Consider the following 25,877-nt stretch of genomic DNA (forward strand, 5'->3'; position numbering starts at 1 on the left):
AATAAAGTACTAAGAGGATGGGACCATAACCGGATTGAGGTGAGTAAGTTGCTAAAGAGATATCTCACTTTGGCAATGGCTTTTCTCCTTTTATTATCAGGATGTAGCCAAACCAAAGATACCGTAACAGAGCATAAAGGTAAGGAAGTCCAAAACAATCATAAGGAAACAGTAACCATAGCGAATCATTATCCGTTAACTGGAGTGGCAACGAAGGAAGATATCGGTGGACGAGCAGTGGCGGTGATGGTTAATAATCATCCTGATGCAAGGCAGCAATCAGGTTTAGATCAAGCCGATATTGTATATGAGCTGCTGGCAGAAGGAAGCGTCACAAGGTTTCTGGCGATATTCCAAAGTGAAAAGCCGGAGCGAATTGGACCTGTCCGAAGTGCCCGAGAATATTATATTAAATTGGCTAAGGCCTATGACAGCATATATATTGCCCACGGTTACAGTGAAGAGGCAAGAAAAATGCTTGAAAGCGGTTATATCGATCATTTAAATGGCATGCAGTATGATGGCTCGCTTTTTAAAAGGTCATCTGATCGAGTTGCTCCACATAATTCGTATATAACTTATGAAAAAATTATTGAAGGAGCAAATAAAGAAGGCTATTCAATGGAGAAGGCTCCTGAACCATTGACATTCCTAACAAGGGATGAAGTGGAGAAACTTGAGGGTCAAAAAGCAGATAAAGTCACGGTTGCTTATTATAATAATGCTACTTTTACAGCAACTTATGAGTACGATCAACAAATTGGAAAATATAAACGATCTTCAGCGGGAGCTCAAACCGTTAATCACGATACGGATGATCCAGTGCTATTGGATAATATCTTAGTTGTAGAAACTGCACACCAAACGATTGATGATGCAGGTCGTCGTAAAATCGATTTAAGCTCAGGTGGTAAAGCTTATCTGTTGCAAAAAGGTATTATTAGGGAAGTTGAATGGAAAAGTCAGGATGGCAAAATTGTCCCAGCACTTAACGGTACTGTTATTGGTTTAGTTCCTGGTAAAACGTGGATTAATGTAATCCCTTCAAGTCCTGGACTTTCAGGTTCTGTGAAGTTTGAAGCAAATGAATCAGAATGATAAAAGGAGTATTAGAAGATGCAAATTGATAAATTAAGAGGAAGAGAACTTGATCAATTATTTAAAGCGATCTTGGCCCTTGAAAATATTGAAGAGTGCTATCGTTTCTTTGATGATTTATGTACTGTAAATGAAATTCAATCTTTGGCACAACGTCTAGAAGTTGCAAGAATGCTACGTGAGGGTAATACTTACCATAAGATTGAAACTGAAACAGGTGCAAGTACGGCAACAATTTCACGTGTAAAACGTTGTTTGAATTATGGAAATGAAGCATATGAAATGGCCTTAGACCGGGTTAAAGAGCCTGAAGTAGAAAAAAGCCAAGAATAATAAATAGAAGGATGCCAAAGTGAAAATACTTTGGTATTTTTTTGTCGTCTAGCGCCAGCGGCTAGGAGCTCGGGGTCACAAGCCAATCCCTTCCGGAAATCAGGATTTCCTGCAGGGCTCGTCTTGTGCCTGTCGCTCCTGGGCAAGCCGCTTCTGCTTTTGAATTATTTTTTAAATCAAATGAACAAAATGATATAATGGTGAAATGGAAATGAGAATGGAGGCTAGAAGGAATGTACGATGTACGCGAGTGGCGTCATGTGTTTAAACTCGATCCTGATAAAGAGATTTCTGATGAGGCGCTGGAAAAAATCTGTGAATCGGGAACCGATGCGGTAATAGTAGGGGGCACTGATGGCGTGACGCTCGATAAAGTTCTAGATTTGCTAGTTCGCGTCCGTCGTTATCCTGTACCTTGCGGGTTAGAGGTATCTAACATTGATGCAATTTCGCCAGGATTTGATTTATATTTTATCCCAACAGTATTAAATAGCGGTGACACAGAATGGGTCACAGGTCTTCACCACCATGCATTAAAGGAATTTGGTGAATTGCTAAATTGGGATGAAATAATGGTGGAAGGGTATTGTATTTTAAACGAAGAGTGTAAAGCTGCTAAGTTAACAAATGCAAATACTGCGCTTGATTTAGATGATGTTATTGCTTATGCGATGCTAGCTGATAAGATGTTTAATTTGCCGATTTTTTATATGGAATATAGTGGGGCTTATGGAAATCCGGAATGGCTGAAGGAAGTGAAGCCGCATTTAGAGCGGGCGACCTTTTTTTATGGTGGCGGAATTACGTCAGCAGAGCAGGCTAAGGAAATGTCCCAGCACGCGGACGTTATTGTTGTTGGCAATATAGTTTATAAGGATATTAAACAAGCACTGGCAACAGTGACAGCAGTTAAAGGTTAATCAAACGTTTGATTGATTTTAACAAACTAGTTTCAATCTTGGGTAAGAACAATATTAATCAAACGATTGATTAATGCTGTTTAGATACTAAATAACAATATGAGTGGTGAAATAGATGCAATATTTGACTGATCGACTGTTAAACGGGATGAACCCAGAACAGAAAAAAGCTGTCAAAGCAACAGATGGCCCGCTGCTAATCATGGCTGGGGCAGGTAGTGGAAAGACGAGGGTGCTAACGCATCGAATCGCCTATTTAATCGTGGAGAAAAGGGTAAATCCTTATAATATATTAGCGATTACCTTTACTAATAAAGCGGCTAAGGAAATGAAAGAGCGGATTGGAAACTTAATGGGTGGGGCTGCTGAAGAGGTTTGGATTTCAACCTTCCACTCGATGTGCGTGAGAATTCTGCGACGAGATATTGATAGAATTGGTTTTAGCCGCAATTTTACGATTCTAGATACAAGCGACCAGCAGTCGGTAATTAAGGCGATCTTAAAGGAAAAAAATCTTGATCCGAAAAAATACGATCCGCGGGCTTTATTAGGCTCAATCAGCTCAGCAAAGAATGAACTGATAGACCCTGAAACCTATGAGAAAAATGCTGGAGGCTATTTTGAACAGGTTGTAAGCGATGTTTATAAGGAATATCAAAAGCGATTACGGAAAAATAGTTCATTAGATTTCGATGATTTAATTATGCAGACGATTCAACTATTTCAGCGCGTACCGGAAGTGCTTGAGTTTTATCAACGTAAATTTCAATATATTCATGTTGATGAGTACCAAGATACGAACAGAGCGCAATATATGCTTGTAAAGTTACTTGCTGCACGTTTTAAGAATCTATGTGTTGTCGGCGATTCAGACCAATCCATTTATCGCTGGCGCGGGGCGGATATTGCCAATATTTTATCGTTTGAAAAAGATTATCCGAATGCACAGGTTATTCTTTTAGAGCAAAATTACCGTTCGACTCAACGAATTCTACTGGCAGCGAATGAAGTAATTAAAAATAACTTGAATCGAAAGCCGAAGAATCTTTGGACGCAAAATGCAGAAGGAAATAAAATTTCGTATTTCCGTGCCGATAGCGAGCAAGGTGAAGGCCAATTCGTTGCAGGGAAAATTAAGGAACTCGTCGATAGCGGCAAGTATAAACGCTCTGAAATAGCGATTTTATATCGTACCAATGCACAGTCTCGTGTAATTGAGGAAGTTTTATTAAAATCGAATATTGATTACTCAATCGTCGGCGGGATTAAGTTCTATGAGCGGAAAGAAATTAAAGATATTATTTCTTATTTAAAATTAGTGGCTAATCCGGATGACGAAATTTCTTTTGCGCGGGTAATCAATGTTCCGAAGCGGGGAATTGGTTCAAGCTCACTGGATAAGATAGCCAATTTTGCGCAGATGCATGATATCTCCATGTTTGCGGCACTTGATTCGGTTGAACTAATTGGATTAAGCCCAAAGGTTACAAAAGCTGCAGCGGAGTTTCGTGATTTAATTAAAGGCTACTCACAAATGCAGGAGTTTTTATCAGTAACTGAACTAGTTGAGGAGATATTAGACAAATCTGGTTATCGTGAAATGCTAATCGCTGAAAAATCGTTGGAAGCACAAAGCAGACTAGAAAACTTAGACGAGTTACTATCTGTAACAAAAAACTTTGAAGAAGAAAATGAGGACAGAAGCTTAGTTGCGTTCTTGACTGATCTCGCATTAGTAGCAGATATTGATAGCCTTGATGAGGAAGGACAAAAAAAGACTGATACTGTTGTGTTAATGACCTTGCATTCTGCCAAAGGATTGGAATTCCCAGTGGTGTTTCTGATGGGCTTAGAGGAAGGGGTATTTCCACATAGCCGCTCGCTGTTTGAGGAGGCGGAGATGGAGGAGGAGCGTCGCCTTGCGTACGTAGGGATTACTCGGGCAGAGGAGCAATTGTTTATCACTAATGCGCAAATGCGGACTTTGTTTGGTAGAACAAATATGAACCCACCATCTCGATTTATTAAGGAAATTCCGGATGATTTAATTGAAGGAATGGAGCCAGCGCGAAAATCAGCAGGCTTTAGTGGTGGTCGTGGTAATAGTAGTAGTAGTTCATCCTCATTCCAGTCATTTACGAAACAGCAGCCACAGAAAAAAATCGTGATGCGTCCAACTGTTAATGCGACAGCTACAGGTGGAGATGAATTATCTTGGCGTGTAGGTGATAAAGCAGAGCACGGTAAATGGGGAACTGGTACTGTTGTGAGTGTCAAGGGTGAAGGTGACGGGTTAGAATTGGATATTGCTTTTCCGAAGCCAGTAGGAATTAAAAGATTGCTTGCCAAATTTGCACCGATTAAAAAAGCATAAGAAAGGGTTGCATATATGGACCTTCAAACACAAAAAAATCGAATTAGCGAGCTGCATTCATTATTAAACCAATATAATTACGAGTATTACGTTCTGGATACGCCAACAGTACCAGATGCAGAGTATGACCGTTTGATGAAGGAATTAATTGATATTGAAGGACAGTTCCCAGAGTTAAAGACGGCTGATTCGCCTTCCCAGCGCGTAGGTGGCGGAGTATTAGAAGGCTTTGAAAAGGTTGAACATCGTACGCCAATGCTTAGTCTTGGTAATGCCTTTAATGCACAGGACTTGCGGGATTTCGATCGTCGTATTCGCCAAATTGTTGGTGATGATTTTTCGTATGTATGTGAATTGAAAATAGATGGTTTAGCTGTTTCGCTTCGATATCAGGATGGGATCTTTGTTCAAGGGGCAACGCGTGGTGACGGCTCGATTGGCGAGGATATCACTGCAAATTTGAAAACGATTGGCTCAATTCCGCTCAGGCTTAAGGAGCCAGTTAGCCTCGAGGTGCGCGGTGAAGCATTTATGCCAAAACGCTCCTTTGAAGCGCTGAACAAGGTTAAGGCTGAGAAAGGCGAGGAAGCATTTGCTAATCCTAGAAATGCAGCAGCTGGCTCATTGCGACAGCTTGATCCGAAAATCGCCGCATCGCGTAATTTGGATGTATTTTTGTATGGTATTGCTGGTGTTGAACGGGATACCGTCACATCACATAGCGAAGGCTTAAATTGGTTGGATACACTAGGGTTTAAAACGAATAAAGAACGTACTAAATGCCCTAATATTGACAGTGTGATTGATTTTGTAGAAAGCTGGGGCGAAAAACGGCCAAACTTGCCTTATGAAATAGATGGTATTGTTATTAAGGTTGATTCACTCACGCAACAGGATCGTTTAGGAACTACAGCTAAAAGTCCTCGTTGGGCAATCGCATACAAATTCCCGGCCGAAGAGGTTGTCACTACATTAAAGGATATTGAGCTAAATGTGGGCAGAACCGGCGTCATCACCCCGACTGCAATTTTGGAACCGGTTAAGGTTGCAGGGACTACTGTTAGTAGGGCCTCCTTGCACAATGAGGATTTGATTCGTGAAAAGGACATCCGCTTAGGGGATCAAGTAGTTGTCAAAAAAGCGGGTGACATTATTCCAGAAGTAGTTAATGTTTTGGTGGAGCGCCGTACAGGTGAAGAACAGGAATTTAAAATGCCAACACATTGTCCCGAATGTGAGAGTGAACTGGTACGATTTGAAGATGAGGTTGCACTTCGTTGTATAAATCCTAAATGTCCGGCGCAAATTCGTGAAGGACTGATTCATTTTGTATCCCGCGGAGCGATGAATATCGAAGGCTTAGGGGAAAAGGTCATCAGTCAATTATTTGCGGAAAAGCTGATCGTTGATGTTGCTGACATTTACAAATTGCAGCGCGAGCAATTAATTGGATTAGAGCGCATGGGTGAAAAGTCGATTCAAAAATTGCTCAGTGCAATTGAAGCATCTAAGGAGAACTCATTAGAAAAGCTATTGTTTGGTTTGGGAATCCGTCATGTCGGTGCTAAAGCAGCAAAAACATTGGCACAGTATTTCGAAAATATGGACCGTTTAGCGGTTGCAACTGTCGAGGAATTGACGGCAATTAATGAAATTGGCGAAAAGATGGCTGATTCAGTTGTAACTTATTTTAGTAAGGAAGAGGTTCAGGAGCTACTTCAGGAATTAAAGACTGTTTCCGTCAACATGGAATATAAAGGTCCAAAGCTTGTCGCAATGGAAGCTTCTGATTCTTTCTTTGCCGGAAAAACGATCGTGCTAACAGGTAAACTCGAGCAGTTAAACAGAAATGAAGCGAAGGAAAGAATTGAAGCACTCGGCGGCAATGTGGCAGGTAGTGTTAGTAAAAAGACTGACCTTGTGATTGCTGGAGAAGATGCTGGCTCAAAACTGAAGAAGGCTCAGGATTTGGGCATTGAAATATGGAACGAGGAGAGAATGATTGAAGAATTAACCAAGTAAGAGAGGGAAACACATGAAAAGACTAGTAATGATTGCTTTGTCTTTGGTTCTGTTGTTGACTGCTTGCGCTCCTAATTTTAAAAAGGATGACGAAGTAGTTCAAAATAACAAAAATGATTCAAAAGAGAAAGCGATTATTCCAAAATACCAAATTTCTGACCAGTATTATCGAACCATTTTACCATTTAAACCAGGGGAAGCACGTGGATTAGTCGTTAATAACTTAAATACTCGTTATGATATTAATGAGTTTGAGACAGGCTTAATGCGCGTAGCATTGAAAAATTTTAGTCCAGATAAGTATTTTTTCCAGGAAGGTCAATACTTGAAAAAGAAGACGGTAAGCTTATGGTTAAATCGGCAGTTTACACCAGAGCAATTAGCTGCTGAAGGACTTAAGGATACTGAGAATATCGGCTTGAATCCACTTGATGATGGGGTTGGCGACTTAAAAACGCGCAATGAAAAGAGTCCGATATATTTAGCCCATATTTTAGAGCATGACTATTTAACTAAAGATGACAATGGAAATGTTCATCTTGATGGAGTTGTCCTAGGTTTAGCGTTAAATTCTGTGTATTATTACCGAACCGTCCAATTTGGTGATGTGTTTGAACGTAAAATTCCACATGAGGAACTTGAGCGTAAAGGTAAGGAAATTGCATCAGAGGTAGCTAAGCGAATTCGTGGTGTTGAGGGATTGGAAGATGTTCCTGTAACGATTGCGTTGTTTGAGCAAGCAGACAAATCTTCAGTTGTTCCAGGGAATTTCTTTGCATATGCAAATGTACCTAAAGGTAGTAATACGCTTGGAGGTTGGGAGGCAATTGATGAAAAGTATTATTTGTTCCCATCTGAGTCTGCAACGAAAGATCATCGTGATGATGTAACGTTTTTCCAAAACTTCAAGCAGGATGTTGAGGAGTACTTCCCTAATTTTAATGGGGTAATCGGCAAGGCGTTTTATGTTGGGAACCAGCTTCATGAATTGTCTATCAATATTCCAATTCAATTTTACGGAAAAGCAGAAGGTGTTGGTTTCACGCAATATGTGACCGGCTTAGTAATGGAGCATTTCCCAAATTATGTGTCTGTTCAGGTTTCGATTTCATCAGTCAATGGTCCGGAGGCTTTAATTATTCGCAAGGCTGATAAAAATGATCCTATTGTGCACATATATCAGTAGTTTTGAAAAATATATAAGTTAGGGCAAACTTTACGGAGTTTGCCTTTTTTGTGGTTGGGGTTGTGGTTGCTTTTGCGAAGAATGTCTGCCGGCACTAAGCGGACACAGAGTGCCTTATTTGCAGTCAGAAGGCTTCGTTTAGAAGGTTAGCGGACACCCGGCACCTTATTTAGTGAAAATCATGCAATCTAGTCTGCATTATGGGCAAATAGCGGATTCATTGTCCGATTCGACCACAAAGGGACTGGTTTTTGTCCAAATAGCGGCTCCTATGTCCGCTATCGGAATGATGCCAGTGATTTAGCGGACACAGAGTACCTTATTTGTAGTCAAATGCCTTGATTTAAGAATTTAGCGGACACCCGATACCTTATTTAGTGGAAATCATGCAATCTAGTCTGCAATTTGGGCAAATAGCGGATTTATTGTCCGCTTCGACCACAAAGGCACTGTCTTTTGTCCAAATAGCGGCTCCTATGTCCGCAAATTAGCGTTTCCTCATATTATTATTTTAAAATATAAAAAATTATAGCAATATTTGAGCGACTTTTTGAGTAATGATAAAATAGGGGAGAAATCAGCTATAGGAGGCGATAAAATGGTACAACCCTACAAGCACGAGCCTTTTACAGATTTTACCGAAGAGGAAAACCAAAAAGAGTATCTTAAAGGTTTACAAACGGTTAATAGTTATTTAGGATGCGATTACGATTTAGTCATTGGTGGCGAAAAAATTGCGACTGAGGCAAAAATCATATCGTTGAATCCTGCAAACAAGCAGGAGGTTATTGGCAGGGTATCTAAGGCAAATCGTGAACTTGCAGAACGGGCAATGCAGGCAGCAGTTGAAGCATTTAAAACTTGGCGGAAAACAAAGCCTGAAATGCGAGCTGATGTATTGTTTAAAGCAGCAGCCATTTTACGTCGTCGTAAAGCTGAATTTTCAGCACTTCTAACAAAGGAAGCAGGAAAACCATGGCGGGAAGCAGACGCTGATGCTGCGGAAGCGATTGATTTCCTTGAATATTATGGTCGGCAAATGCTACTGCATAAGGATGGTGTGCCAGTCCAGAGCCGACCGAATGAGTTTAATCGTTATGACTATATTCCCTTAGGGGTCGGCATAATTATTTCTCCGTGGAATTTTCCATTAGCTATTATGGCTGGAACTGCGGTGGCAGCGATTGTTGCTGGTAACACGGTGCTTTTGAAACCAGCCTCTGCGACACCAATTGTCGCGGCTAAATTTGTTGAGATTATGGAGGAAGCGGGACTTCCAGCAGGTGTATTGAACTTTGTTCCAGGTAGTGGAGCTGAAGTGGGCGATTATTTAGTCGATCATAAAGACACTCGGTTTATAAGTTTTACTGGGTCGCGTGAAGTTGGTATTCGCATTTATGAACGAGCCTCGAAAGTAAATGATGGACAAATTTGGCTGAAGCGAGTCATTGCGGAAATGGGTGGAAAGGATACAATGGTCGTCGACAGTGAAGCTGATTTAGAACTCGCAGCGCAGTCAATTGTTGCAAGCTCGTTTGGTTTTGCCGGTCAGAAATGTTCTGCTTGTTCAAGGGTAATCGTGGTTGAAGATGTTTATGATCAAGTATTAGAGCGTGTTATCGAGTTGACGAAAGGGCTTACTGTTGCTGACCCAGCATCGATAACAACCTTCATGGGACCAGTGATTGATGAAAATGCTTATCAGAAAATTATGGAATATATAGAAATAGGTAAGCAGGAAGGTAGATTAGTAGCGGGAGGAACAGGCGATAGTTCAAAAGGTTACTTTATTCAACCGACTGTTTTTGCTGACTTAGATCCGAAGGCAAGAATCATGCAAGAGGAGATATTTGGGCCTGTAGTTGGTTTTTCAAAAGCGAAAACGTTTGATGAAGCAATTGAAATGGCAAATAATACGGAATACGGTTTAACCGGAGCCGTAGTAACAAAAAATCGCTATCATATGGAAAAGGCGCGTGAGGATTTTCATGTCGGTAATCTGTACTTTAACAGAGGATGTACAGGTGCGATTGTTGGCTACCAGCCTTTTGGCGGTTTTAATATGTCAGGCACGGATTCAAAAGCGGGTGGACCGGATTATTTATTGCTTCATATGCAGGCAAAAACAACTTCGGAACAATTTTAACGAAGATTTTAAAGACCTTATCTCGACATGAGATGAGGTCTTTGTTTGTATAAGAGCGTGAATTTATGGGGTGAAGCAGAAAATAAATGACTGAAAATTACTTGTCGAAAAATTAAGATTATTTGTCGAAAAACAATTCTGAAAAATCTAAAAAAATAGGTTCCATTTTCAAAAATCCTGTTATATAATACAAACAGATCAAAGATTCACTGTGTTATAACATTTGTAACAGTATCAAACAAAACATTGATAAATAAGTGTTTTCGCTAGTGGACAATCAGTGATCTGTATTATTTGGGAGAGAATTGAGCGATTGCTCAGCCAAGGAAAATTGGCATTGCAGCTTTCGACAAACTCGCTCTAACTAAGTCTTGTTAGATTTCATATTATTCGCATATGAAATCTTAAGATTAATAACTTACTAGGTATTACAAACAAAGGGGTATTTAAAAACAAAGGAGGAAGTATTTCATGACAAACGAAAGAGTAAAGCAACTTCAAGAAAGCTGGGAAATGGATGCACGTTGGAAAGGGATTACACGTCCTTATTCTGCAGAGGAAGTACTAAAACTACGCGGTTCAATCGACATCGAGTACACTCTAGCTCGCCGTGGTTCTGAAAAACTTTGGAAGCTTGTAAACGAAGAAGATTTCGTAAACGCACTAGGTGCATTAACTGGTAACCAAGCGGTTCAACAAGTTAAAGCTGGTCTTAAAGCAATCTACCTAAGCGGATGGCAAGTAGCTGCTGACGCTAACCTTGCTGGTCAAATGTACCCTGACCAAAGCTTATACCCAGCAAACAGTGTTCCTGCTGTTGTTAAGCGTATCAACCAAGCATTACAACGTGCTGACCAAATCACTCATGGCGAAGGCGACAACTCAATCGACTGGTTCGCTCCAATCGTTGCAGATGCTGAAGCTGGTTTCGGTGGTCAATTAAACGTATTCGAATTAATGAAAGGCATGATCGAAGCTGGTGCGTCAGGCGTTCACTTCGAAGACCAACTTTCTTCTGAGAAAAAATGTGGTCACTTAGGCGGTAAAGTATTACTTCCAACTCAAACTGCAGTTAAAAACTTAATCGCTGCACGTCTTGCTGCTGACGTAATGGGAACTCCAACTGTATTAATCGCTCGTACTGATGCAAACGCTGCTGACCTTATCACTAGCGACGTTGATCCATACGATGCACCATTTATCGAAGGCGATCGTACTCCAGAAGGTTTCCACCGTACTAAAGCTGGTATCGACCAAGCAATCGCTCGTGGTTTAGCTTACGCTCCATATGCTGATATGATCTGGTGCGAAACTTCTGAACCAAACCTTGAAGAAGCTCGTCAATTTGCTGAAGCAATCCATGCGAAATTCCCTGGCAAATTGCTTGCTTACAACTGCTCTCCATCATTTAACTGGAAAGCTAAGCTTGACGATGAAACAATTGCTAAATTCCAAATCGAACTTGGCAAAATGGGTTACAAATTCCAATTCGTTACACTTGCAGGTTTCCATGCTCTTAACCACAGCATGTTCAATCTTGCTCTTGGTTACAAAGATCGTGGTATGGCTGCATACTCTGAGCTTCAACAAGCTGAGTTCGCGGCTGAAAAAGACGGTTACACAGCTACTCGTCACCAACGTGAAGTTGGAACAGGCTACTTCGATAGCGTTTCAATGATCGTATCTGGTGGTACTTCTTCAACTACAGCTCTTAAAGGCTCAACTGAAGAAGAGCAATTCCAAGCATCTAAGTAATTCGCTTAATGCTTAATTGTTAATCTAGTTTTTACCTTGTGATTTTTACTCCTATATTTCTCCTATATTGCCCTCTCTTCTGTAATGGAAGAGAGGGATTTTTTTGCTTTAGCACTTTAGTGCAGTGGGGGACTGTCCCCCACTGCACTAAAGTGTTTTTTTCACGTTTTTTGGAATGATACATAAATAGTAGTAGTTTAGTGAGAGGAGGGTGCTGTTTTGGAGCGTTCTAAAGTGGATGAGTATTTGTTGCAAGGAGTTCATGGAGTACCGGAAACAAAACCAGAAGAAAGGCAAAAGTTTTTAACTACTCTTCGTGAGCGTGTAATTGTTGCGTTAACTACGGAGCAGGTAAAGAAAAATGAAGTATTCCCTCAAGTTGAGGAACTAATGAAAGATAAGTATGCAGCCCATCTATTTTTAAATGGACATTTGGATTATAGCTACCTCAGCAAATATATTTCAATTGCAAAAAAGAATGATTTGGAATTCACGATTGTAACCAATAAAGAATACAATTCCGACATTGGTTTAGTAATTGCTGCCGAGACTGCCATTGATAAAGAAAATATTTATATCAAAACAAAAACGCCAATCCAAATCCAACAGCAAGAAGAAAAAGAAGGATTCTTCTCATCCTTTAAAAACTTATTTAATTAAACATCTTCACCAAAGACACTTGTTAAATCAGCAAGTGTCTGTTTTTATTTTTTGAATGAGTAAAAGAATAGTGCTGATTTCACTAAATTGTCTAGCATCAGCGGCTAGCCCTTAATCAGGAAGAGTCTAATCATGATTTTCATGGTAAAATAGGCATTGGATTAATTTGGCGAGACTGGAAACATTGTTGCTTTAATGCGAAAAAGTTTGATATTATCTTATTATTGTGAAACTGTTCGAATAAATTTGGAGGTGACCAAAATGACAAGAATTTCAGAAGATCAAGTGAAGCATGTCGCTCACTTAGCGAGACTTGCGATTACTGAAGAAGAGGCTGTTAAATTTACGAAGCAGCTTGATGCGATTATTACGTTTGCTGAACAATTAAACGAGCTTGATACGGAAAATGTGGAACCAACATCTCACGTTTTAGAGCTTAAAAATGTGTTACGCGAAGATATTCCACAACCAGGACTTCCACGAGAAGAAGTACTGAAAAACGCACCACAGACCCAAGATGGACAAATTAGGGTGCCGGCTATTATCGAGTAAGGAGGGGAAAACAATGAGTTTATTTGATCAATCAATTGCAGATTTACATCAATTATTACATAGAAAAGAATTATCTGTTTCTGATTTAGTGGATCAATCTTTCAAACGTATTAATGAAGTGGAAGATAAGGTTCAAGCATTCTTAACATTAAATGAAGAAAACGCACGGGAAATCGCCAAGACTTTAGATAGCAAGCTTGGTACGGACGAAGCAAAGGGCTTGTTATTTGGGATGCCAATCGGGATTAAGGATAACATTGTCACAAAAAACCTTCGCACAACTTGTGCTAGTAAAATTTTAGAGAATTTCGACCCGATTTACGATGCGACTGTTATGCAAAAGCTTCATGCTGCTGAAACGGTTACAATCGGAAAATTAAACATGGATGAATTTGCAATGGGTTCCTCTACGGAAAACTCTGGCTATCAGCAAACTAAAAATCCATGGAATCTTGAAACTGTACCTGGTGGATCTTCGGGTGGTTCGGCTGCCTCTGTAGCAGCTGGTGAAGTGTTATTCTCATTAGGATCTGACACAGGAGGTTCAATCCGTCAACCAGCAGCGTATTGCGGTGTTGTTGGATTAAAACCAACTTACGGTCGTGTATCCCGCTTCGGTTTAGTTGCGTTCGCATCATCATTGGACCAAATCGGACCTGTGACTAGAACGGTTGAAGATAATGCTTATTTACTTCAAGCGATTTCTGGACATGATTCAATGGACTCAACCTCAGCAAACCTACCAGTGCCAAACTTTGTTGGGGCATTAACTGGTGATATTAAAGGACTGAAAATCGCTGTACCGAAGGAGTATCTTGGTGAGGGCGTGCAGGAAGAGGTCCGCGAATCAGTTTTAGCAGCTTTAAAAGTGCTTGAAGGCCTTGGGGCGACTTGGGAAGAAGTTTCCCTACCACATTCTAAATATGCTTTAGCAACTTATTATTTATTATCATCATCTGAAGCAAGCGCTAACCTATCTCGTTTTGATGGCGTTCGTTACGGTTATCGTACACCAAACGCTGAAAATTTAATTGATATGTACAAGAAAACCCGCGCAGAAGGCTTTGGAGATGAAGTAAAACGCCGGATTATGCTTGGAACATTTGCGTTAAGCTCTGGTTATTATGATGCTTATTATAAGAAAGCACAAAAAGTTAGAACGCTAATTAAGCAAGATTTTGAAAAAGTATTTGAAAAGTACGATGTAATTGTTGGACCAACTACGCCAACTCCAGCCTTTAAATTAGGTGAGAAAACGGCAGACCCATTAACGATGTACGCAAATGATATTTTAACAATCCCAGTGAACCTTGCCGGTGTCCCAGGCATTTCTGTGCCTTGTGGATTCTCAAATGGTCTACCTTTGGGCTTGCAAATCATCGGTAAACATTATGATGAAGCATCCGTATACCGCGTCGCTCATGCATACGAGCAAGCGACCGATTTTCATAAACAAAAACCTGAATTGTAAGGGGTGAGAAAGAATGGAATTTGAAACAGTGATTGGACTCGAAGTCCACGTTGAATTAAAAACAGATTCAAAGATCTTTTCCGCTAGTCCGAACCACTTCGGTGCTGGACCGAATATGAATACAAGCGTAATCGATTTAGGTTATCCTGGAGTATTGCCAGTGTTGAACCGTAAAGTCGTTGACTACGGAATGAAGGCTTGCATGGCGCTAAACTGCCAAATCGCTACTGAAACAAAATTTGACCGTAAAAACTATTTCTATCCTGACAATCCAAAGGCGTACCAAATTTCACAATTTGATAAGCCAATTGGTGAACATGGCTATATTGATATTGAAGTTGATGGCTACAAGAAACGAATCGGAATTACTCGGATTCATTTAGAAGAAGATGCGGGCAAATTAAACCATGGCAAAGGCTATTCACTATGTGACTACAACCGCCAAGGTACACCGCTAATTGAAATCGTATCAGAGCCGGATATCCGTACTCCAAATGAAGCGTATGCATATCTTGAAAAATTAAAATCAATTATTCAATATACTGGTGTTTCAGATTGTAAAATGGAAGAAGGCTCACTGCGTTGCGATGCCAATATTTCGATTCGCCCAGTAGGACAAGAAGAGTTCGGTACTAAAACCGAGTTGAAAAACTTGAACTCGTTTAACTTCGTTCGCAAAGGCTTAGAATACGAAGAAATTCGTCAACGTGAAGTCGTTTCAGCAGGTGGCGTAATCGAACAGGAAACACGTCGTTTTGATGAAGCGACTGGGGCTACTTTACTGATGCGTGTGAAAGAAGGATCTGACGATTATCGTTATTTCCCTGAACCAGACCTTCCAGATATTTATATTGATGAAGCATGGAAAGCTCGTATCCGTGCCGAAATTCCTGAGCTTCCAGATGCACGCATTAAGCGTTATACAGAAGAATTGGGCTTGCCGGAATACGATGCTGCAGTATTAACTGTAACAAAGGAAATGTCCGATTTCTTTGATGCAACGGTTGCAGCAGGTGCCGATGCTAAGCAAGCATCTAACTGGATGATGGGTGAAGTGTCAGCATACTTGAAGGCTGAAAGTAAGGAGCTTGATGAGGTTGCATTAACTCCTGAAGGTCTTTCAGGCTTAATCAAGCTAATTGTTGATGGCACGATTTCTTCAAAAATCGCGAAAACCGTATTTAAGGAATTGATTGAAAACGGTGGAAATGCAGAGGAAATCGTTAAAGCAAAAGGTTTAGTGCAGATTTCTGACGAGGGTGCTTTATTAAAAATTATCGGTGAAGCACTCGATAACAATCCGCAATCCATTGCCGATTTTAAAGATGGTAAGCAAAAAGCAGTTGGCTTCCTAGTTGGTCAAATCATGAAGGCAACAAAAGGACAAGCCAATCCGCAATTGGTGAATAAACTATTAGTAGAAGAAATTAATAAACGTTAAGATTTTGCATGCAAGGACTATCCGAAAAGTGATTTATACTTTTTGGATAGTCCTTTTTACGTTGTTATGACCGCAAACATACATTTAATGTAAGCTTGTCTACGTGCCCAAAACCTAGTTTGAAATGTCAAAACGGTCATGTAAAGCTTGTCTACGTGTCCGAATCCGAGGTTGAAATGTCAAATCGGTCACGTAAAGCCAGTCTATGTGCCTGAATCCGAGGTTGAAATGTCAAATCGGTCACGTAAAGCCAGTCTACGTGCCCGAATCCGAGGCACAAGCACAAAAATGGTCACGTAAAGCCAGTCTATGTGCCCGAATCCGAGGCACAAGCACAAAAATGGTCACGTAAAGCCAGTCTATGTGCCTGAATCCGAGGTTGAAATACAAAAACGGTCACATAAAGCCAGTCTACGTGCCCGAATCCGAGGTTGAAATACAAAAACGGTCACATAAAGCCAGTCTACGTGCCCGAATCCGAGGCACAAGCACAAAAATGGTCACGTAAAGCCAGTCTACGTGCCTGAATCCGAGGTTGAAATACAAAAACGGTCACATAAAGCCAGTCTACGTGCCCGAATCCGAGGCACAAGCACAAAAATGGTCACGTAAAGCCAGTCTACGTGCCCGAATCCGAGGCACAAGCACAAAAATGGTCACGTAAAGCCAGTCTATGTGCCTGAATCCGAGGTTGAAATACAAAAACGGTCACATAAAGCCAGTCTACGTGCCCGAATCCGAGGCACAAGCACAAAAATGGTCACGTAAAGCCAGTCTACGTGCCCGAATCCGAGCACAAGCACAAAAATGGTCACGTAAAGCCAGTCTACGTGCCTAAATCCGAGACACAAACACAAAACCGGGCACATAAAGCCCGACTCTAAGTCCCCAAACTCAAGGTTGAATATAACATTAACGTATCACATAATCCTCAGGTTATTTTTCTTTAGTTAATAAAGCTGTCGTGGCCGCAAAATCTTTATCTATTTCTCCATTAGGCTTATAGGTTAGTAAACTAACAATAATAATCGCGATGGAGCTTAAAATAAAACCAGGAACAATCTCGTAAAGAACCTCACCTAGGCCAATATTTTTCCAAATAATTACCGATGAAGCTCCAACAATCATTCCAAATAAGGCGCCCCATTTGGTCATCTTTTTCCAATATAAGCTAAATAGGATAACTGGTCCGAAGGCTGCTCCAAACCCGGCCCATGCGTAAGCAACCAAATTGAGAATGGAATTGTTTTGATTCCAGGCTAGGATACAAGCGATGATTGATACAAAAAGAACTGCGACTCTGCCCCAGAAAATATAAGCGCGGTCGGGGGCATCCTGACGAATTAAAACTTTGTATAAGTCCTCTACTAGTGCACTTGAGGTAACGATTAATTGTGAGGAAATCGTGCTCATGATTGCTGCCAATACGGCGGCGAGCAGAAACCCTGAAAATAACGGATGAAAGAGGATTTGCCCCAACTCGATGAAGATTGCTTCAGGATTTTCCAATATATATTGCGGATTTTGACCAAAAAAAGCAATCCCAATTAACGCCATGAAAATCGTGCCGAGTAAAGAGAAAATCATCCAGCTCATCCCGATCCTCCGGGCACTTTTCGTTTCTCGAATCGAGGTAATCGCCATGAAACGTACGATAATATGGGGTTGGCCAAAGTAACCGAGTCCCCACGCCATCGCTGAAATAATTCCGATGACGGAAGTCCCTTTAAACCAGTCGAGCAAGTGTGGGTCAATGCTATTAATTGTTTCAATTGTCTCTTGTGGACCACCTGTTTGTAAAATGGCTAAGCCAGGAACTAGAAGGAGAGCAATGACCATCATTAAACCTTGGATAAAATCGGTCCAGCTTACCGCTAAAAATCCGCCGTAGAGTGTATAAAGAACAACAACGGCTGAGACGATAAATAAACCAGTATGATAATTCACATCAAAGGAGTTTACAAAAAATACCGCACCTGAAACCATTCCAGATGAAACATAGAAGGTGAAAAAGATTAGGATAACCACACCAGAAACGATTCTAAGCATTCTAGATTGATCCTTGAAGCGGTTTTCAAGATAGCCTGGAATCGTAATGGAATCATTGGCAACCTGGGTATAGGAACGAAGTCTTGGAGCTACAAGAAGCCAGTTTAAATAAGCACCAATGGTTAGACCAACTGCAATCCATGCATCAGCTAACCCGGTTACATAGATTCCTCCAGGCAAGCCCATTAAGAGCCAACCACTCATGTCTGCGGCGCCTGCGCTTAATGCAGTTACCGCGGGACCTAAGGAACGCCCGCCCAGCATGTAGTCGGTAAGATTCTTTGTTCTATGATAAGCGTACCAGCCAATGAGCAGCATTCCTATCATGTAGATGGTGATTGAAATAAGTTGAATTACTGCATTAGACAATAATTTCCCACCTTTCTTCATTTTGAAAAAATAAATAATTTTTAAATAATATTTTAACATTGGAAAAATAGTCAATTCAATTGCAAAATAAGCTTAATTTTTAATGGATGATGAGGTTGTTTAAATGAATAGTAATAAATTGTATGATTTTTCTTTATATTGGAAAACTAATTTTTCTGTTTAATATAGTAGAAAATGATAAGGAAAGGGTTCGATGGAGTTTTTAATAGCTGAAAAAAATCTTTCGATTAAAGCAAATAAAATATGTCTAAAAACGGACATTGATTGAAAACAATGATAAACTGATTCGTGGTGCTTTGATTAGTTAACACTTGACGAAATCAGTTAGACAGATTATGTTAAATGGTGGTAAAGTCTGAAAATAACTTATTGAAATATTGGTAATAGGATGATGGATATGAAACGAGCTAGGATTATTTATAATCCGACTTCTGGTCGTGAAATCTTTAAAAAGCATTTACCAGAAGTATTGCAAAAACTTGAAAAAGCCGGTTATGAAACTTCCTGCCATGCGACAACTGGTGCTGGTGATGCTACGTTCGCGGCACGTGTGGCTGTGGAGCGACGCTATGATTTAGTTGTTGCCGCAGGTGGAGACGGGACGATTAATGAAGTGGTAAATGGCTTGGCGGAGCAACCGTATCGACCGAAGCTTGGCGTTATACCTGTTGGTACGACGAATGATTTTGCCCGTGCCCTTCATATATCACGTGATATTTTAGAGGCAACCGATATCATTGTTAAAGGGGATACCATCCCTGTTGATATTGGAAGAATAAACGATCGTTATTTTATTAACATTGCCGGTGGCGGCAGAATTACTGAGCTGACATACGAGGTACCAAGCAAGCTGAAAACGATGTTAGGACAGCTCGCTTATTACTTAAAAGGGATGGAAATGCTACCATCTATTAAAGCTTCAAAGGTAAGTATTGAATATGATGGGAAGCTTTTTGAAGGAGAAGTGATGCTCTTTCTTGTAGGTTTAACCAATTCAGTCGGAGGATTTGAAAAACTCTCTCCAGATTCCTCGATTAATGATGGATTATTTACGTTAATCATCATGAAAAAAGCGAACTTAGCGGATTTTATTCGAATTGCCACTTTGGCGGTTCGCGGAGAACATATTAATGATCCACACGTGATTTATACGAAAGCAAATCGAATTAAGGTTCATTCCGACGAAATCGTTCAATTGAATCTAGACGGGGAATTTGGTGGGTTATTGCCTGCTGAATTTGAAAATTTATTCCGCCATTTAGAGGTATTTGTTCCAATTGAAAAAATACGTCCAGAGGATCGCCCGGATCGTTGGGAAAGTTCAAATCAAAATAGTTAAAAGAGTTCGCTCGAATTATGAGCGAGCTCTATTTTTATTTTTATTTTTTTATAAAAAATGTAATATTGAAGTAATGACTAAATACGTTGAATCCGATAGTTTTCCCGTTAATGGGAAATACTGTTGAGAAAAGAAAAGTTTAGATGTTCAGGGGGAAATGTGTAATGAAACGCAAATATCAGGATGACAGCTTTACACTCCATACCGATTTGTATCAAATAAATATGGTTGAAACGTATTGGCGAGATGGTGTACATGATCGCAAGGCGGTCTTTGATTTGTACTTTCGGAAGCTTCCTTTTGGCAATGGTTATGCCGTTTTTGCTGGCTTGGAGCGGGCCATTTCATACATTGAAGACTTTGGGTTCTCTGATGAGGATATTGAATATTTGCAGGAGGAGTGTGGCTATCAGTCAGACTTTCTTGATTATTTAAAAAAGCTCCGGTTTACGGGAACGATACGAGCGATGCAAGAGGGAGAATTAGTGTTTGGAAACGAACCAATTCTTCGAGTTGAGGCACCGCTTGCTGAGGCGCAACTACTAGAAACAGCGCTATTAAACATCATTAATTATCAAACGTTAATTGCGACGAAGGCATCACGGATGAAACAGGTCATTGGCGAGGGGGTCGCGCTTGAATTTGGAACTAGGCGCGCTCAAGAAATGGATGCAGCGCTGTGGGGCACGAGAGCTGCCTATTTAGCCGGATTTGATGCTACCAGCAACGTGCGTGCGGGCAAGCTGTTTGGAATCCCTGTAGCTGGAACACATGCCCACTCAATGGTTCAAGCCTATCGTGATGAGTATATCGCTTTTCATAAATATGCGAAGTCACATAAGGATTGTGTGTTCTTAGTTGATACATATGATACGTTGCGACTTGGAGTTCCGAATGCCATTAAGGTGGCTAAAGAGCTGGGCGAATCTATCAACTTTTCCGCGATTCGTATCGATAGCGGTGACTTGGCGTTTTTATCAAAGAAGGCACGAAAGCAGTTAGATGATGCTGGCTTCACGGATACCAAAATATTTGCTTCAAGCGATCTTGATGAATACACGATTATGAGCTTAAAGGCACAAGGGGCAAAAATCGATAGCTGGGGGGTTGGCACAAAGCTCATTACGGCGTTTGATCAAGCAGCACTCGGGGCTGTTTATAAAATTGTTGCCATCGAGGATGTACACGGAGAAATGCAGGATACGATTAAGGTTTCCTCAAATCCGGAAAAAGTTACGACGCCGGGAATTAAAAAGGTTTATCGAATTATTAATAATACGAATCATCATGCTGAAGGGGATTATATTACGTTAGAGTCAGAGGGAAATCCACAGGATCAACCGCGCCTAAAAATGTTTCACCCTACACATACGTATATCAGTAAGTTCGTTACCAATTTTACCGCGAAGGATTTACATGAAGATATATATGTTAATGGTAAGCTTGTTTATAAGGTACCTTGTCTTGATAGTGCTCGCGCCTATTTGCAGGAAAATTTAGCGATGCTTTGGGATGAATATAAACGGACGATGAATCCTGAGGAATATCCGGTTGATTTAAGTCAGTATTGCTGGAATAATAAAATGCGGAATATTGAAGAGGTACGGGAAAAAGTGAGTGCGATGACTGATTCGGATTCGCTTTAGATGGAAGGAAGAAAAGCATGAGTAAAATAATACCGGTGCAAAAAAATGATTTTGTTGAGGTTGAATTTGAGGATTTAACCCATGAAGGTGCAGGGGTGGCTAAGGTCGATGGCTATCCTTTGTTTGTGGCCAATGCCCTTCCGGGGGAAAAAGCGAAGGTCAAAGTGACGAAAGTCGGGAAAGGCTTTGGATTTGGCCGCTTAATCGAGCTTTATGAAAAAAGTCCATATCGTGTTGAAGCACCTTGCGCTATTTATAAAGAATGTGGGGGCTGTCAGCTGCAGCATTTGAGTTATGAAGGACAAATGGTTGCTAAGGAAAAACAGGTTCGCGAAGTGTTAACGAGAATTGGGAAGCTAGGGAATGTTAAGGTTCACCCAGTTTTAGGGATGAAGGAGCCATGGCATTATCGCAATAAATCTCAAGTGCCAATTGGCGAACATGAGGGCGGATTAATTGGTGGATTTTATCAGCGCCGGACTCACCAAATCATTAATATGGAAACATGTTTAATTCAGCAATCCAAAAATGATGAAGTTGTTCAGCTTGTTAAGGAGATTTGTGGCCGTTTTGGAATTCGTGCTTATAATGAGGTCGCGCATAAAGGGATGTTGCGCCACGTGATGGTGCGATATGGCCTTGTGACTGGTGAAGTGATGGTCGTATTGGTGACCAAAACACGCGAATTGCCAAATCAAGAAAAGCTTGTCGCAGAAATTGTGAAGCAAGTCGATGGATTGACCTCTTTAGTGTTGAATGTAAATCCTAATAAAACGAATGTGATAATGGGTGAGGAGACCCGCGTGCTTTGGGGGCAGGAAGTCATCCATGATTATATTGGGGATATTAAATTTGCCATTTCTCCGCGATCTTTTTACCAGGTTAACCCGGAGCAGACGAAGGTTTTATACGATAAAGCATTGGAGTATGCCGAGCTTAGCGGAGAGGAAACGGTGATTGATGCTTATTGTGGCATCGGGACCATTTCTTTATTTTTAGCGAAACAAGCCCGTAAGGTTTACGGTGTTGAAATCGTTCCAGAAGCGATTGAGGATGCAAGGCGAAATGCGAAGTTAAATGGGATTGTAAATACGGAGTTTGCTGTTGGTGCAGCAGAAAAGGTTATTCCTGATTGGTATGAAGCTGGAATAAGTGCAGATGTTTTGGTTGTCGACCCGCCGCGTAAGGGGTGTGACCAAGCGCTGTTGGAAACGATTCTGGCAATGAAACCGAAGCGGGTTGTTTACGTTTCCTGTAATCCGGCGACATTGGCGCGGGATTTACGGATTTTGGAGGATGGCGGCTATCGAACTATCGAGGTGCAGCCTGTAGATATGTTCCCACAGACCATGCACTGCGAGGCTGTAGCAAAGTTGGATTTTATCGAGGAAGTGTAGAGATGTATTTAACGGTAAAAGAAACAGCAGAATATTTAGATGTGCCTGAGGAAAAAGTAAAGGCGCTGATTCAGCAACGGAAAATTCGGACGCTGTTTGATGGTGAACAGTATTTAATTTATAAAGAGCAGTTCCATACTCATTTTAAACAATTGGAAAATTATAAGCGATTGGTGGAAGAACTTTGGAATGAACCGATTCCTGAGGATTTGGATATTAAGGATGAGGATTAATGGGTCTTGGATCCAATCGAGGAATATTGTGATTTTATCATAGTTTAAAAGAGGAAAAAGGAGCCGCAAATGTGGCTCCTTTTAAATTACATATAGATAGATTGAAAGGAAATGGGCAAGGCTTCCGAGCATGATGAAGATGTGGAAGATTTCGTGAAAGCCCATATATTTTGATTGGAGGAATTTAGGTTTAGTTCCGTAAATGATTCCACCAATTGTATACATAATTCCGCCGATAACTAATAAAGCAAGTCCCATCGATTCTATATTTCCGGCTAGTGGTGAGATAACGAAAATCACCATCCAGCCCATGATTAAATAAAGGGCAGTCGATAGCCAGCGTGGGCAATGGAACCAGACCATTTTAAAAATCACACCGAAAAAGGCAACTCCTGCAACGATTCCAAATAATACCCAGCCTGTTACGCCTTTAAGGGTGATTAAGCAAAAGGGAGTGTAGGTACCGGCAATAAGAATGAAAATCATCGAGTGATCTAGGCGTCTGAGGAAAGCGATAACTTTATCCTTAGCAATAACCATATGGTATGTAGCAGAGGCTGCATAAAGCAGAATCATACTAACTCCAAAAATTGTAACTGCTGTGATTGCTAGAGGTGACCCCGATTTCATTGCGGCTTTAATGACTAAGGCAATCAAGGCCACAAACGATAATATCGCACCTGTTAAATGGGTGAGACCATTGATTGGTTCGCGAATGTAAGCTTGCAAAGCGACTCCTCCTTTTATTGGTTGTTTAATATGCGTGTGTTGTCACGTGGTTTTCATTACTACTTAATATAATATTACTAATATGGAATGTAGTCAATATTTAGTTTGGACAATAAATGAGATATAATGTAAAGGAAATCTATTGATTCGAGGTAAGAACTATGGAAAACCTTAACGAAATTGTGGAAAATTTAGGTCTTGGACAAAATATTGAAATTGACGAAATCCCAAATATTGATCTATATATGGATCAGGTAATCCAGCTTTTCGAGAATAAATATGGAAATACGAAGCGATATAGTAATGAAAAAATATTAACGAAAACGATGATTAATAATTATGCCAAGGGAAAATTATTTTTCCCAATTAAAAATAAAAAATATTCGAAGGAACACATTATCCTGATCAGCTTAATCTATCAATTAAAAGGGTCGCTATCAATTAACGATATTAAGATGACGCTCGAGGGTATAAATGAACAGGCTGAAAGCGGTGATGTGGAGCTTGATTCGTTTTACCAAAGTTATCTTAATCTTTATAACCATGCGGTTGAGGATTTTAAACAATCATTGCCGGCGAGGCTTACTGAAGTTAAAGAGGAAGTAAGTCGACTAAAAGCAGTTGATGTTGAGGGTGATGGTGATGATGAGAAAAGAGACGAGATGCTGGAAAAAACTCTACTCATCTCATCACTAGTTAACATAAGCAATATGTATCGACGTGCAGCCGAAAAACTAGTAGACGAACTCAACCAGCCCCTTTAACGCATTAACGGAGTGGGGGACTGTCCCCCACTCCGTTAATGCGTTAGTGTGGTATAGGGTTTGGTTGGTAATTATTGGCCCCATTTCATGAAAACGGTGAGGGAACAGCAGCTATTAAAGCCGCCGGGTGGCACAGGGGTTGAGAGAATAAATTTTATACCAGTCGGTGTATATTCTGTGTTTACTGGAACAGATAAGCCAATTGATTTAATTAATTGGTCAACCTCGGCTTGTTTTCCTTGCTGTGCAGCTGTCATCATTTTCGTTTCAAACGAGGCCTCCGCTAATTTATCTAATAAGCGGCTTCCTTGCCCCATTAATATTCGAAAGTTTTTTACTGAACTTGAGAACGTTTTTGTGTCAACAGGTGGATAAGTACGAAGATAATGAGGATAGGGTGGATAGTACCCATAATAGCCTGGGATTGTGGGGTAGTAGTAATATGAGTATCCGTACATCGTGAAAAATCTCCCTTCGTATCAATGCCGCAGCTTTTATACAATATGAAGATTAGTAAATATTGGTTCCGAGGTTACGAGGGGGCCGAATCGCTGAAGTTTGATTTTGATATTGCAGATTGTTAGAGTATTATTTAAATATAGATTAGATACATAGAAGGGGAGAGAAATATGGGAGAAAAAAATAAAAAGTTTTGTAAAGAGTCACTTGTGATAAAAACGAGTAGAGTATTTCCGATTGATACGAATAACCACAATACCCTTTATGGTGGTAAGTTGATGTTTTATATTGATGATGTCGCTTCTATTTCTGCAGCACGTCATTCACGGGCTGATACGGTTACTGCTTCGACAGACTCAGTTGACTTTTTAATGCCAATTCGTACGCAGGATTCAGTTTGTCTAACTTCGTATGTTACTTCTGTTGGTAAATCCTCGATGGAGGTATTCGTAAAAGTTGTGGCTGAAGATTTGAAGACTGGGGAACGTCGCCTTGCTGCAACTTCTTTTTTAACTTTTGTTGCCCTTGATCAAAACGGTAAGCCGATGGAAGTGCCAGAGGTAGTACCGCAGTCTGAGGAAGAAATTATGCTACATAGTACTGCTCATCAAAGAATTGCATTGCGGAAAGAGCGTCGTAATCAAAGTAAGGCATTTGCAAGCAAGTTAACTGTTAAACGATTACATGATCAAATGAAATTGGATTAAATGAAATAAACCCTAAAGCACTGAGGTCGCAATTCAGCGAAAACCTCAGTGCTTTTTTGCTCTAAAGCAGTGGGGGACAGTCCCACTAGCGTTGCACGACTTGAAAAATATGTAAAAGTGACTTAATTAATTTCTAAAAAATAAAAAGGCTCCTATTGTAGAAGAGATAGACCATACTTGTTCCCTCATCTTCTACAAAAGGAGCA

Annotated in this window: 21 protein-coding genes; 18 read left to right on the forward strand and 3 right to left on the reverse strand. The window is 40.5% G+C overall.

Annotated features, from left to right (window positions below; translation table 11 throughout):
* The first annotated feature begins 48 nt into the window (after positions 1-48).
* The 12 genes from FXW34_RS21275 to gatB all read left to right on the forward strand — a co-directional run bounded on the left by FXW34_RS21275 (position 49) and on the right by gatB (position 15,958).
* Positions 49-1,098, forward strand: coding sequence for a DUF3048 domain-containing protein (locus FXW34_RS21275; RefSeq protein ID WP_246141244.1), 1,050 nt, complete (start codon positions 49-51; stop codon positions 1,096-1,098).
* A gap of 18 nt (positions 1,099-1,116) precedes the next feature.
* The gene (locus FXW34_RS21280) at positions 1,117-1,431 is read left to right on the forward strand and encodes a YerC/YecD family TrpR-related protein (protein ID WP_147536042.1); all 315 of its coding nucleotides are present in this window, start codon (positions 1,117-1,119) and stop codon (positions 1,429-1,431) included.
* Between the two features lie 233 nt (positions 1,432-1,664).
* Positions 1,665-2,351 carry a heptaprenylglyceryl phosphate synthase gene (pcrB, locus tag FXW34_RS21285; RefSeq protein WP_147536043.1) on the forward strand — a complete coding sequence of 229 codons (687 nt, stop codon included), beginning with the start codon at positions 1,665-1,667 and terminating at the stop codon, positions 2,349-2,351.
* Positions 2,352-2,466: 115 nt separating this feature from the next.
* Complete coding sequence (gene pcrA, locus FXW34_RS21290) at positions 2,467-4,725, forward strand: DNA helicase PcrA (RefSeq protein ID WP_147536044.1); 2,259 nt, start codon at positions 2,467-2,469, stop codon at positions 4,723-4,725.
* A gap of 15 nt (positions 4,726-4,740) precedes the next feature.
* Positions 4,741-6,747 (forward strand): NAD-dependent DNA ligase LigA, encoded by a 2,007-nt coding sequence (gene ligA, locus FXW34_RS21295; protein WP_147536045.1) that lies wholly within the window; start codon positions 4,741-4,743, stop codon positions 6,745-6,747.
* A 13-nt stretch (positions 6,748-6,760) separates the two neighbouring features.
* Complete coding sequence (locus FXW34_RS21300) at positions 6,761-7,933, forward strand: CamS family sex pheromone protein (RefSeq protein ID WP_147536046.1); 1,173 nt, start codon at positions 6,761-6,763, stop codon at positions 7,931-7,933.
* A gap of 598 nt (positions 7,934-8,531) precedes the next feature.
* Positions 8,532-10,079 (forward strand): L-glutamate gamma-semialdehyde dehydrogenase, encoded by a 1,548-nt coding sequence (pruA, locus tag FXW34_RS21305; RefSeq protein WP_147536047.1) that lies wholly within the window; start codon positions 8,532-8,534, stop codon positions 10,077-10,079.
* Between the two features lie 471 nt (positions 10,080-10,550).
* Positions 10,551-11,834, forward strand: a complete 1,284-nt coding sequence (gene aceA / locus FXW34_RS21310) for an isocitrate lyase (protein WP_147536048.1) — start codon at positions 10,551-10,553, stop codon at positions 11,832-11,834.
* Between the two features lie 219 nt (positions 11,835-12,053).
* Positions 12,054-12,494 carry a YueI family protein gene (locus tag FXW34_RS21315; RefSeq protein WP_187119055.1) on the forward strand — a complete coding sequence of 147 codons (441 nt, stop codon included), beginning with the start codon at positions 12,054-12,056 and terminating at the stop codon, positions 12,492-12,494.
* 261 nt (positions 12,495-12,755) lie between these two features.
* Positions 12,756-13,046, forward strand: coding sequence for an Asp-tRNA(Asn)/Glu-tRNA(Gln) amidotransferase subunit GatC (gene gatC / locus FXW34_RS21320; protein WP_147536049.1), 291 nt, complete (start codon positions 12,756-12,758; stop codon positions 13,044-13,046).
* Positions 13,047-13,059: 13 nt separating this feature from the next.
* Positions 13,060-14,517: an Asp-tRNA(Asn)/Glu-tRNA(Gln) amidotransferase subunit GatA gene (gene gatA, locus FXW34_RS21325; RefSeq protein ID WP_147536050.1), complete on the forward strand. Its 1,458-nt coding sequence runs from the start codon at positions 13,060-13,062 to the stop codon at positions 14,515-14,517.
* 13 nt (positions 14,518-14,530) lie between these two features.
* On the forward strand, positions 14,531-15,958 hold the full coding sequence (gene gatB, locus FXW34_RS21330; RefSeq protein ID WP_147536051.1) for an Asp-tRNA(Asn)/Glu-tRNA(Gln) amidotransferase subunit GatB: 1,428 nt from the start codon (positions 14,531-14,533) through the stop codon (positions 15,956-15,958).
* A gap of 936 nt (positions 15,959-16,894) precedes the next feature.
* Here the strand turns inward: gatB and putP are convergent.
* Positions 16,895-18,376, reverse strand: a complete 1,482-nt coding sequence (gene putP / locus FXW34_RS21335; RefSeq protein WP_147536052.1) for a sodium/proline symporter PutP — start codon at positions 18,374-18,376, stop codon at positions 16,895-16,897.
* Between the two features lie 418 nt (positions 18,377-18,794).
* Between putP and FXW34_RS21340 the strand changes: the two genes are divergently transcribed.
* The 4 genes from FXW34_RS21340 to FXW34_RS21355 all read left to right on the forward strand — a co-directional run bounded on the left by FXW34_RS21340 (position 18,795) and on the right by FXW34_RS21355 (position 23,012).
* Positions 18,795-19,736, forward strand: coding sequence for a diacylglycerol kinase (locus FXW34_RS21340; RefSeq protein WP_147536053.1), 942 nt, complete (start codon positions 18,795-18,797; stop codon positions 19,734-19,736).
* A 164-nt stretch (positions 19,737-19,900) separates the two neighbouring features.
* On the forward strand, positions 19,901-21,382 hold the full coding sequence (locus FXW34_RS21345) for a nicotinate phosphoribosyltransferase (protein WP_147536054.1): 1,482 nt from the start codon (positions 19,901-19,903) through the stop codon (positions 21,380-21,382).
* A 17-nt stretch (positions 21,383-21,399) separates the two neighbouring features.
* Entirely contained in the window at positions 21,400-22,779 is a 1,380-nt protein-coding gene (gene rlmD / locus FXW34_RS21350) for a 23S rRNA (uracil(1939)-C(5))-methyltransferase RlmD (RefSeq protein WP_147536055.1), read from the forward strand.
* A 2-nt stretch (positions 22,780-22,781) separates the two neighbouring features.
* On the forward strand, positions 22,782-23,012 hold the full coding sequence (locus FXW34_RS21355) for an excisionase family DNA-binding protein (protein ID WP_147536056.1): 231 nt from the start codon (positions 22,782-22,784) through the stop codon (positions 23,010-23,012).
* A gap of 81 nt (positions 23,013-23,093) precedes the next feature.
* On the opposite strand, the gene trhA is transcribed toward FXW34_RS21355, so the two are convergent.
* Positions 23,094-23,741, reverse strand: a complete 648-nt coding sequence (gene trhA, locus FXW34_RS21360) for a PAQR family membrane homeostasis protein TrhA (RefSeq protein ID WP_147536057.1) — start codon at positions 23,739-23,741, stop codon at positions 23,094-23,096.
* Between the two features lie 161 nt (positions 23,742-23,902).
* Between trhA and FXW34_RS21365 the strand changes: the two genes are divergently transcribed.
* Positions 23,903-24,505 (forward strand): DUF1836 domain-containing protein, encoded by a 603-nt coding sequence (locus tag FXW34_RS21365; RefSeq protein ID WP_147536058.1) that lies wholly within the window; start codon positions 23,903-23,905, stop codon positions 24,503-24,505.
* Positions 24,506-24,576: 71 nt separating this feature from the next.
* Here the strand turns inward: FXW34_RS21365 and FXW34_RS21370 are convergent, their stop codons facing one another.
* Positions 24,577-24,963: a YuzC family spore coat inner layer protein gene (locus tag FXW34_RS21370; protein WP_147536059.1), complete on the reverse strand. Its 387-nt coding sequence runs from the start codon at positions 24,961-24,963 to the stop codon at positions 24,577-24,579.
* 171 nt (positions 24,964-25,134) lie between these two features.
* On the opposite strand from FXW34_RS21370, the gene FXW34_RS21375 reads away from it, so the two are divergent.
* On the forward strand, positions 25,135-25,671 hold the full coding sequence (locus FXW34_RS21375; RefSeq protein WP_147536060.1) for an acyl-CoA thioesterase: 537 nt from the start codon (positions 25,135-25,137) through the stop codon (positions 25,669-25,671).
* Positions 25,672-25,877 lie beyond the last annotated feature (206 nt).

It is taken from the genome of Bacillus marasmi, from assembly GCF_902168435.1.
Lineage (GTDB): Bacteria > Bacillota > Bacilli > Bacillales > Cytobacillaceae > Bacillus_BU > Bacillus_BU marasmi.

What these genes read in the sequence shown, in the direction of transcription:
- FXW34_RS21280 (WP_147536042.1), top strand. Translation starts at nt 1,117, where the DNA reads ATGCAAATTGATAAATTAAGAGGAAGAGAACTTGATCAATTATTTAAA.
- pcrB (WP_147536043.1), top strand. Translation starts at nt 1,665, where the DNA reads ATGTACGATGTACGCGAGTGGCGTCATGTGTTTAAACTCGATCCTGAT.
- pcrA (WP_147536044.1), top strand. Translation starts at nt 2,467, where the DNA reads ATGCAATATTTGACTGATCGACTGTTAAACGGGATGAACCCAGAACAG.
- ligA (WP_147536045.1), top strand. Translation starts at nt 4,741, where the DNA reads ATGGACCTTCAAACACAAAAAAATCGAATTAGCGAGCTGCATTCATTA.
- FXW34_RS21300 (WP_147536046.1), top strand. Translation starts at nt 6,761, where the DNA reads ATGAAAAGACTAGTAATGATTGCTTTGTCTTTGGTTCTGTTGTTGACT.
- pruA (WP_147536047.1), top strand. Translation starts at nt 8,532, where the DNA reads ATGGTACAACCCTACAAGCACGAGCCTTTTACAGATTTTACCGAAGAG.
- aceA (WP_147536048.1), top strand. Translation starts at nt 10,551, where the DNA reads ATGACAAACGAAAGAGTAAAGCAACTTCAAGAAAGCTGGGAAATGGAT.
- gatC (WP_147536049.1), top strand. Translation starts at nt 12,756, where the DNA reads ATGACAAGAATTTCAGAAGATCAAGTGAAGCATGTCGCTCACTTAGCG.
- gatA (WP_147536050.1), top strand. Translation starts at nt 13,060, where the DNA reads ATGAGTTTATTTGATCAATCAATTGCAGATTTACATCAATTATTACAT.
- gatB (WP_147536051.1), top strand. Translation starts at nt 14,531, where the DNA reads ATGGAATTTGAAACAGTGATTGGACTCGAAGTCCACGTTGAATTAAAA.
- FXW34_RS21340 (WP_147536053.1), top strand. Translation starts at nt 18,795, where the DNA reads ATGAAACGAGCTAGGATTATTTATAATCCGACTTCTGGTCGTGAAATC.
- FXW34_RS21345 (WP_147536054.1), top strand. Translation starts at nt 19,901, where the DNA reads ATGAAACGCAAATATCAGGATGACAGCTTTACACTCCATACCGATTTG.
- rlmD (WP_147536055.1), top strand. Translation starts at nt 21,400, where the DNA reads ATGAGTAAAATAATACCGGTGCAAAAAAATGATTTTGTTGAGGTTGAA.
- FXW34_RS21355 (WP_147536056.1), top strand. Translation starts at nt 22,782, where the DNA reads ATGTATTTAACGGTAAAAGAAACAGCAGAATATTTAGATGTGCCTGAG.
- FXW34_RS21365 (WP_147536058.1), top strand. Translation starts at nt 23,903, where the DNA reads ATGGAAAACCTTAACGAAATTGTGGAAAATTTAGGTCTTGGACAAAAT.
- FXW34_RS21370 (WP_147536059.1), bottom strand. Translation starts at nt 24,963, where the DNA reads ATGTACGGATACTCATATTACTACTACCCCACAATCCCAGGCTATTAT.
- FXW34_RS21375 (WP_147536060.1), top strand. Translation starts at nt 25,135, where the DNA reads ATGGGAGAAAAAAATAAAAAGTTTTGTAAAGAGTCACTTGTGATAAAA.